Raw genomic sequence first — 7,955 nt, 5'->3', positions numbered from 1 at the left:
AGGCCATACTGCCCTCATCTCCGGTTGTGGGGGTTGGAGCAAGTCGTATCATCATCGGATGCCGAATTACCTTTCCGTCATAGAAAACCAATTTGAACGAGTCATTATTCTGCCTAGTTCTTTCGAACCGTCCGTTAATATTGTCAAAGACGCATTATCCAAGACCAAAGCTCTCGTTTTTTCCAGAGAATTGGAATCGTATAGGCTGATCAAAGATCTGTGCAACGCCGATTTTGCCTACGATTGTGCATTTTTCTTCGATTTTTCACCCTACAAACTCCCGGGAAAAGGGGTATTAAACGCCTACCGGACGGATAAAGAACGGGCTTTTGACGATCGCCCTGTGAACAATAATGACATTTCCCTTACGTGCAAAAACCTAAGCCAATGGCTTAAAACGATTGCCCAATACGATACGATCAAGACGGACCGCGCACATGTCATGATTGCCTCTGCCATGCTTGGAAAAACGGTGTATTATCGTTCCTCCAATTATCATAAGCTTCCTGCGATCGCCGAGTTTTCACTCCACTCATTTCCTGTCTTCCGGGAACAAGCATGACGGTAGCGATCGCCCGGTAACGCAGCAATGCCGTAACCTATATGGGTTGCGGCATTGTTTTTTTGCAAAACGACTGATATGATAAGCAGCTTAATGAAACTCCGGTATAGTCACAAATCTATAACCTTTGTTTAACAAGTGGTCAATAATTTTTGGCAGTGCATCTACAGTAATATCTCTTGGGCCACAGCCATGCTGGTCTCCGTCATGAAGTAAGATGATGCTACAATCCTTAAGATTCGTAACTACACGCTTATAAATGGATGAAGCCTCACCATGATACCAATCTTTACTGTTTACATTCCATAAAACCGTCGTGAGACCAGAGCCTTTTACTGTGGCCGAGGATGCACTATCCAGATAACCATAAGGCGGACGAAAGAGGTGGGGAGTATACCCGAGAATCTGATGAAGAGCATGGTTCGTCGATTGCAGCTCTTGCAGCAACGTCGGCTCTTGTATCTTTCTAATATCGGGATGATTCCAGGTGTGATTCCCGATTACATGCCCGTCCTCTTGCATGCGTCGAATCATAGAGGGGAATTTCTCCACCTCTGAGCCGACACAAAAAAAAGTAGCTCGAATCTTATAAGAATGAAGAATATCCAGAATTAGCTCGCTATAAATAGAAGGGCCGTCATCAAACGTTAGCGCGGCAAGCTTTTTATTCATATCAAACACCTCGCAGTCGTATTGTATTTTTATTCCATCATACGATTTTATTGGTAACAAAGGGCTTGTAGGAGTCCGTAACAGTAACCAACTCATATGAATTCAAAAACTTATTCTTGTCAATCTTCCAAGTGTGGCTATTCACATCGCTTCTTCTTATATAAGCGTAATGGTATGAATCAGTCGAATACATTTTGCATTTGTTTTTTATGCACATACGTCTGAATTCCCGGTCCTCTCCTGCGTTCATAGAAGGGAACTTTACATTATTATTGAAAATTTCTTTTTGAAACATCAAAGTTGATCCCGCCAGAGAAGACGTAAAGGTGTTTTGTAGCTGGGTGTTGCGGCGCATGTAGAGATTTTTATTCTCTTCGAAATATACGAAATAAGCCGCTTTCCCTACTACGTGTGCTCCGGTTTCCTTCATCGCCTGGATCGCCTGAGTCAAATAATGGGGAGCATAATAATCATCATCATCAAATTTCGCAATGATGCTATGGTTTGACTTCTCGATGGCGAAATTGAGACATTCCCCTAATGTTGTGTGCCCAGGCATTTGATAAACGAAGACGTTCGGATACACCTTTGCTTTCTCTTTCCATTTGTAAATGTCCATATCATCTCTATTTAAAACGATAATCAGTTCTTTATCTTCACAGAGCTGGTGTTGATAATTTTGGAACAAGTTGTCCATGTAAAGCGGCCTAACCGTACTGGTTATAATCGATACCATCTTACTCCTTTTCCTCCCCTTTTCTATCCTGAATTTACTTCTCTATCGCTCTGATGTTTCCGGATGCCGTACGATACCGGTTATAAAGTTCGACATTCGCTTTGTAATTGGGATTGCCTTGAGCACGCGGCCTTGGGTGCCATAAATGATACAGATCCGCATTCATTCGTCCATAATGTCCGCACAAGGTGTTCAGTGCATAGGCAAATGCATCATCCTCACCACCCCAACCGCGAAATCTCTCGTCAAATCCTCCCACCGCTTCAAAATACTTTCTTGGTATAACATTCACTCTTCCAACAATACGTTTTTTCGCCGCATCTTGATATTCGTTTTTATCGGGAAAGGTATAGGCCACTCAGGTTCTATTTTTAATAACTTGGTGGTATTTGGTTCATCCATGTACCCGATCCTGGAGTATGGAATCACCCATGCATGCTGGTGCAGAAGTTCTATTGATTTCTTAATACTATCCGGATCGTAAATCATATCGGCGTCTGTAATTACAAATATATCTCTTGTCGCTGCTTTGCCGGCATGATTAATGGCTTGGGATCTGGAAAAATGGGATGTGTTACAACTTTATCCCCACCTGTCTGCTGAACGTCTTATTTTGAAACCAACAACTTGTAATCGTCCGTATACGTGACAAATTGACAACTTTTCATGAATCTCTCTTGGTCTATTTGCCAAGTATGGTCGTTCACGTCGCTTCTTCTGACGCAAGTATAATTGTATCGATCTGTGGCATACATCTTATACCCGAGTTTATTGCACATATCCTTAAACCCTTTATCTGCTCCTAAATTCAAAGCGGCAAACTTCACTTTTTCACATATTTCTTTTTTAAAGACTAATGTAGCTCCCGCTACGGCAGTGGTGAACGTATTCGGACGGCTATGGCGGCATACGGCAAGTGCTTTATTTATCTCGAAATAGACGAAGAAATCTCCCTTGCCGACTACGGAGGCACCGGAACGATTCATCACTTGCATCGACTGCGTCAAATAGCTGGGAGCGTAGTGATCATCGTCATCAAATATGGCAAGTACATCATGAGTTGACTTCTCAACGGCAAAATTGAGACAGTCTCCATATGTTTTATGCTGCGGCAGCTGATAAACGAAGACATTATTATGGGACTTCGCTTTTCCCTTCCATTCATCGATATTCATATCGTCATGATTCAATATGATAATCAATTCTTTATCCTGATAAGTTTGCTGTTGATAGTTTTGGAACACGTTTTCCATGTATTGGGGCCTAATCGTGCTCGTTAGTATGGAAACCATATGAATCCCTCCTACTGGATAAGTCTTTCATTTATTAATTTTTGAATCGCTCTTTTGTCCCCTGCAGCCCTACAGTACCGGCGATATAGTTGATAATTGGCTTTGTAATTCGGATTGCCTTCTGCTTGCATGCTGGGATGCCATAAATGACACATATCAGCATTTATTCTTTTGTAATGCCCGCAGAGGGTGTTCAATGAATACGCAAATGTGTAATCTTCCCCACCCCAACCGCGAAATCGTTCATCAAACCCGCCCACCATCTCGAACTTTTCCCTCGGGACTATATTCACTCCTCCAACAAAGCCTCTAACTTCAGGTTTGATATCCATTATTGAAGGGACAGCAATGGGCCATACAGGATCCTTTTGCAGAAGCTCAAGTGTACTGTTTTTGTCCAAATAACGTATTCCCGAAAAAGGAATGACCCATGCGTGCTCTTCCAGAAACTCCATAGCCTGAAAGATACAAGCTGGATCATAAATCAGATCGGCATCGGCAATAACGAACACATTTCTAGTTGCCAATTTGGCAGCGTTATTAATGGCTTGGGACCTTGAAAACAGTTCCGTATCGCTGTTACCGATACACAGTTCCGCTTCCGGCATCATTTTTTTGTAATAGGCTCTTGTCCATTGAAATGCTACATCCCTATGTCCATGATCCGGTTTATATGGAATGAGTATGGATATATCTTTCATCCTTGTCACCTCGCATCTTTTATCTCATTCGGTGTAGGTTTATCATATTCACAGCTAAGCCTTAGGTTTGTACAAGTGCCCTTACTTCAAAAAAACTATATTTCCCTCCTATTAGYCCTTGCATACGGGAATGTAAAATCATATCTTAACTTAGGAGTTTTCTAAGAGTTGATGATAGGAGCGTAGCTAGCATTGAATACTATCAAAGTCGGAAGATACTACATGAACGCCAAGCCCGTGTCTGAAGGGTATACCAGTAAAATTTTTATGGGCACCGAACTTGACACACAGTCGATATTTGCCTTAAAACGAATGCGAAACATTTCGAATGCTAAAGAAGAGGCCGAGTATTTGCAAAATTGTCCGGCTCACCCCCAGCTTATTCAACTGCATGATTTTTTCATTAGCGAACCCTACGGATATATTGTGATGGATTATCATGCCGGACAACGATTAGGATACTTCCGATACGGTCCTAAACGTGAACCAAAAACAGCGCTGGAAATCACCATTCATGTGCTGAGTGGCCTTAAGGCTCTGCACGAATCCGGCTTGCTTCACTGTGATATTACCCCACATAACATTATGACTTTGAACGATGATCCAGAATCCGTCAAAATCATTGATTTTGGATGTATCGTGAGAAAAAACAAAAATGGCGTATATCAAGGTACACATAACGGCGGAACTGACGGATATATGCCTCCAGAACTGACTAGAAATGCTGCCCACTTGGATGACAGCTCCGATTTGTACAGTGCCGCTTGCGTCTGTTTGTACCTGTTAATCGGTGAAGCGCCCTTTAGCCCTAAACATGCATGCCAATTGATCGAAGACCAGAAGCTTCAAGCCATATTGACAAAGGCAACAGATTCAGTGCCGTCCAACAGATACCGCACTGCTCAAGAATTAATCGATGTATTGACTCCGTTAATTGTACAGGGGGGTAATGAAAATAATCATGCATGACCATTTGGGAATTATAATTACAACAATTGGAACGCGAAAAAAAGCACTTACGTTGAATATTAACCATCTCGTCCAATATATCGATGTTCCCTTTGTACTCTACGTTTATAACGACGCGGGTCCGCCAATGGGGGATTACCTTACGAATCTGCTAACTAAACCGAACGGTAAACTGGTTATGTTAAATGACCATAAGGAGATCAGCAACGTGAGAGTTGGCTGCGGAGGAGCACGCCATCATTTGTTTGAGATCGCCAAATCACGGCATGAAGTTATCGCATCCTTGGACGATGACATGCAAATCACTCCAGGATGGTTTCAATCGATCCAAGCGGCCATGGATGAATATCCCAATCACTGTGTTTTCACAGGGTTGGTTAAGGGGCCAAAAGGCGGGATTCAAATTGCAGGATCAAAGATGAGAATCAAAGATAACAGACTGTCACGGGAGGCGCTTCGCACCATACCCGGAAAATATGGATTAACGGATTGGGGGCCGCTGGGCTGTCTTGTTCTATGCCGGAAGGCGTTGCAACCCAACCTCCAGATTCCTCCGCTGTTTGTTAGAGAAGATTCGGCTTTCTACTTGGAGTTAAGGAAGCTTGGAATCAATCAAGCCGTGGTTGCTAGAGATGCTGTCKCCATCCATCGGCCAATCCCTGTGCCAGAATCCGATCTTCGTAGGCCTAGCCAAATGAAAGCGGCTGAAGAGTACTATTTGAAACATCATGGCTTGATTATTTAAGACTTAGACTCGAGGTGAAAGCAATTGAAAATATTGTTTACTAATCCGACCCCTATTATCAAATACGGGATGCAGTTGGGTTTTGAGAAGAATGGCTGGGAGACTGCCAGAATCGAAGTTCCGGAACAGACCGTGGAAGGGCTTCTGAAGAAAATAGATGAATTTAAGCCAGACTACATCTTCACGGAAGGCGGAGTGAACACCCGTAAATTTGTTTTCCCTGTATTGGAACAGATGAAGATTCCCCATATATTTTGGGCTATCGAAGATCCGATCTCCAACAGCGGAATGGCCATGGACTGGGCAAAGCAATCCGTTCTTAGCCTGACCCCCTGCATAGAAATGCTGGGAAACTATCACGGAAACGGACATCATGCGATTTGCATCCCGTTCGCGATGGATCCCAGTTATTACTATAAACGTCCCCTGAATCCCAAGTATGCCCTATTGGACGCTGTCCATATCGGCAATAATTACAACATATTCGAGCATAGGTACCGGGCTTATTTATATATCATCCAGCCATTTATTGACCAAGGCAAAAAGGTGGAGGTTTATGGATGGGACTGGGGGAATCCGATACACCGGTTTAACGTCGATCCCGAGTACTATAAAGGATTCATGGCTCATGAGGAAACCGTTGATGTTTATTCTTCTGCTAAAATAGTGCTCGGCGTCCACACGATCGTCGATTCCAGCACGATGCAGTCCATGCGGACGTTCGAGATTCTGGGGTGCTGCGGCTTCTTCTTGACCCAACATACGAAAGCGATCGAGTCGATGTTCGAAAATCACAAACATTTGGTATGGTCAGAAAGCTATGATGAGACGGTCGAGCTGATGAATTTCTATTTGAGCAGAGATAGTGCCAGGGAAAAAATCAGCGAGAATGGGTTGCAATTTGTCCTAAAGCACCACACCTACCAGCAGCGTGCGGCGGAAATTATTGAAGCTTTGAAAAAGATATAAGATCGGAGGAACCCTATGAAGATCGTATTTTTGGCAGATCGTTTGGTAATGGGAGGCTTGGAAACGCATATCGTTACATTCACCAATGAGCTGCTGCGAAGGGGACATCACATTTTGTTGTACACGGCTTCGGTTACCCCTCAGGTTCTTTCCCAAATTCAGGATGAAGGAAATCGTTTCCAACATATCCAGTGGACTGACGATCTTCTCCATGATATTCACCCCTTCGAACCGGACCTTATACACGCGCATCCATTTACCGCTATCATCAAGGGGAGAAAGCTAGCTGAAGCGCTTGGCAAACCGCTTATTGTGACGATGCACGGTCATTACGATTTCGGGCTTGATCGGTCGACTACCGGTTATAAGGTATCTGAAGTCGTTAAACGCGTGATTGCGGTAGATTTTAGAGTGGCCAAAGTGCTGATCAACAACATCGCACACCCGGAGAAAGTTTCCATCATTCGAAACGGGATCGACCTCAATATGTTTCACTCAGCCCCGCTGGAACCGACTGCACGATCACAATTCGGCGGTAATCCGGAATGGTTTACACTGGCAGCTGTTACCCGTTTGGCCGACGATAAAGAACAATCCGTATTGCAGTTAATACGCTGTGCGCCTGCTTTGGCCGACCGACTCAAAGGATTGAATGTCTTTATCGTGGGTGACGGCGCCCATTATAACAAAATCAAGGAAGAATCCGATGCTGTCAGCGGGCATCCCCGCCTCAGGATACGATGCGTGGGAAGCCAGGACGATGTGCGGCCATTCATCACGATGTCCAACATCGTCTTGGCCTGCGACCGTGCTGCCTTGGAAACAATGGCCTGTCAACGTCCGGTATTTGCCATGCGTTTCGGATTCGCCGGTGCCGTGGATAAACACAACCATCATGAGATTTTATTTCATATGAATGGTTTCCATGCGATCTCCGATAACGAATTGATCGATCAATTGGTCGAATTGGCGGCGGATGAAGCGCTTCGTAATCAATTGGTGGAGGACGGATATAAGGTCATATGCCGATATTACGATATCTCAACCAGCGTCACCCAATTGGAGCGGATTTACAATCAATATGTGTGAATACCCTATTTGGCAGAAAGAGACTCCTCCCGAATTTCGACAAATGAACCATTGTAAAGAACCATTGACGGTGAAATCCATCTTCAAAACGCATGTACTGCCATGAAGTCTATTACTGCAACAAATCCCAGTCGTAAACCCAGTATTTACAAGAGACCATGCCCAATTTAACCATCGTACACTACAATAAAACTTTTCTTGAGGAAAAAATCCCCTCCCT

11 protein-coding genes are annotated in these 7,955 nt (G+C 43.8%); 5 read left to right on the top strand and 6 right to left on the bottom strand.

Features of this window, described 5'->3' with window-relative positions:
* Positions 1-562 (top strand): polysaccharide pyruvyl transferase family protein (locus tag AC1DWN_RS22350; RefSeq protein WP_477561106.1); only part of this gene is annotated, 562 nt, incomplete at its 5' end.
* A gap of 90 nt (positions 563-652) precedes the next feature.
* Here the strand turns inward: AC1DWN_RS22350 and AC1DWN_RS22345 are convergent.
* The 6 genes from AC1DWN_RS22345 to AC1DWN_RS22320 form a co-directional block, all read right to left on the bottom strand.
* A complete protein-coding gene (locus AC1DWN_RS22345) occupies positions 653-1,234 on the bottom strand; it encodes a polysaccharide deacetylase family protein (RefSeq protein ID WP_477561105.1) in 582 nt (193 codons plus the stop codon).
* 37 nt (positions 1,235-1,271) lie between these two features.
* The gene (locus AC1DWN_RS22340; RefSeq protein ID WP_477561104.1) at positions 1,272-1,970 is read right to left on the bottom strand and encodes a glycosyltransferase family 2 protein; all 699 of its coding nucleotides are present in this window, start codon (positions 1,968-1,970) and stop codon (positions 1,272-1,274) included.
* 34 nt (positions 1,971-2,004) lie between these two features.
* Complete coding sequence (locus AC1DWN_RS22335) at positions 2,005-2,328, bottom strand: galactosyltransferase-related protein (protein WP_477561103.1); 324 nt, start codon at positions 2,326-2,328, stop codon at positions 2,005-2,007.
* Positions 2,259-2,474, bottom strand: a complete 216-nt coding sequence (locus AC1DWN_RS22330) for a hypothetical protein (RefSeq protein WP_477561107.1) — start codon at positions 2,472-2,474, stop codon at positions 2,259-2,261. Before AC1DWN_RS22330 ends, AC1DWN_RS22335 begins: the two co-directional genes overlap by 70 nt.
* 104 nt (positions 2,475-2,578) lie before the next feature.
* Entirely contained in the window at positions 2,579-3,262 is a 684-nt protein-coding gene (locus tag AC1DWN_RS22325; protein WP_477561102.1) for a glycosyltransferase family 2 protein, read from the bottom strand.
* A gap of 11 nt (positions 3,263-3,273) precedes the next feature.
* Positions 3,274-3,963 carry a galactosyltransferase-related protein gene (locus AC1DWN_RS22320; protein WP_477561101.1) on the bottom strand — a complete coding sequence of 230 codons (690 nt, stop codon included), beginning with the start codon at positions 3,961-3,963 and terminating at the stop codon, positions 3,274-3,276.
* Positions 3,964-4,155: 192 nt separating this feature from the next.
* On the opposite strand from AC1DWN_RS22320, the gene AC1DWN_RS22315 reads away from it, so the two are divergent.
* Genes AC1DWN_RS22315 through AC1DWN_RS22300 form a run of 4 tightly spaced genes read left to right on the top strand, consistent with a single transcriptional unit; the run spans position 4,156 to position 7,735 of the window.
* The gene (locus AC1DWN_RS22315) at positions 4,156-4,932 is read left to right on the top strand and encodes a serine/threonine protein kinase (protein ID WP_477561100.1); all 777 of its coding nucleotides are present in this window, start codon (positions 4,156-4,158) and stop codon (positions 4,930-4,932) included.
* Complete coding sequence (locus AC1DWN_RS22310; protein ID WP_477561099.1) at positions 4,913-5,677, top strand: glycosyltransferase; 765 nt, start codon at positions 4,913-4,915, stop codon at positions 5,675-5,677. Before AC1DWN_RS22315 ends, AC1DWN_RS22310 begins: the two co-directional genes overlap by 20 nt.
* A gap of 24 nt (positions 5,678-5,701) precedes the next feature.
* Positions 5,702-6,646 carry a CgeB family protein gene (locus tag AC1DWN_RS22305; RefSeq protein WP_477561098.1) on the top strand — a complete coding sequence of 315 codons (945 nt, stop codon included), beginning with the start codon at positions 5,702-5,704 and terminating at the stop codon, positions 6,644-6,646.
* Positions 6,647-6,661: 15 nt separating this feature from the next.
* The gene (locus AC1DWN_RS22300; RefSeq protein WP_477561097.1) at positions 6,662-7,735 is read left to right on the top strand and encodes a glycosyltransferase family 4 protein; all 1,074 of its coding nucleotides are present in this window, start codon (positions 6,662-6,664) and stop codon (positions 7,733-7,735) included.
* Positions 7,736-7,955 lie beyond the last annotated feature (220 nt).

It is taken from the genome of Paenibacillus sp. P4_A7 (assembly GCF_056402455.1).
This window is presented reverse-complemented; position numbering and strand designations above follow the sequence as displayed.

Coding starts and splice junctions, on each gene's coding strand:
- AC1DWN_RS22345 (WP_477561105.1), bottom strand. CDS start 1,234: ATGAATAAAAAGCTTGCCGCGCTAACGTTTGATGACGGCCCTTCTATT.
- AC1DWN_RS22340 (WP_477561104.1), bottom strand. CDS start 1,970: ATGGTATCGATTATAACCAGTACGGTTAGGCCGCTTTACATGGACAAC.
- AC1DWN_RS22325 (WP_477561102.1), bottom strand. CDS start 3,262: ATGGTTTCCATACTAACGAGCACGATTAGGCCCCAATACATGGAAAAC.
- AC1DWN_RS22320 (WP_477561101.1), bottom strand. CDS start 3,963: ATGAAAGATATATCCATACTCATTCCATATAAACCGGATCATGGACAT.
- AC1DWN_RS22300 (WP_477561097.1), top strand. CDS start 6,662: ATGAAGATCGTATTTTTGGCAGATCGTTTGGTAATGGGAGGCTTGGAA.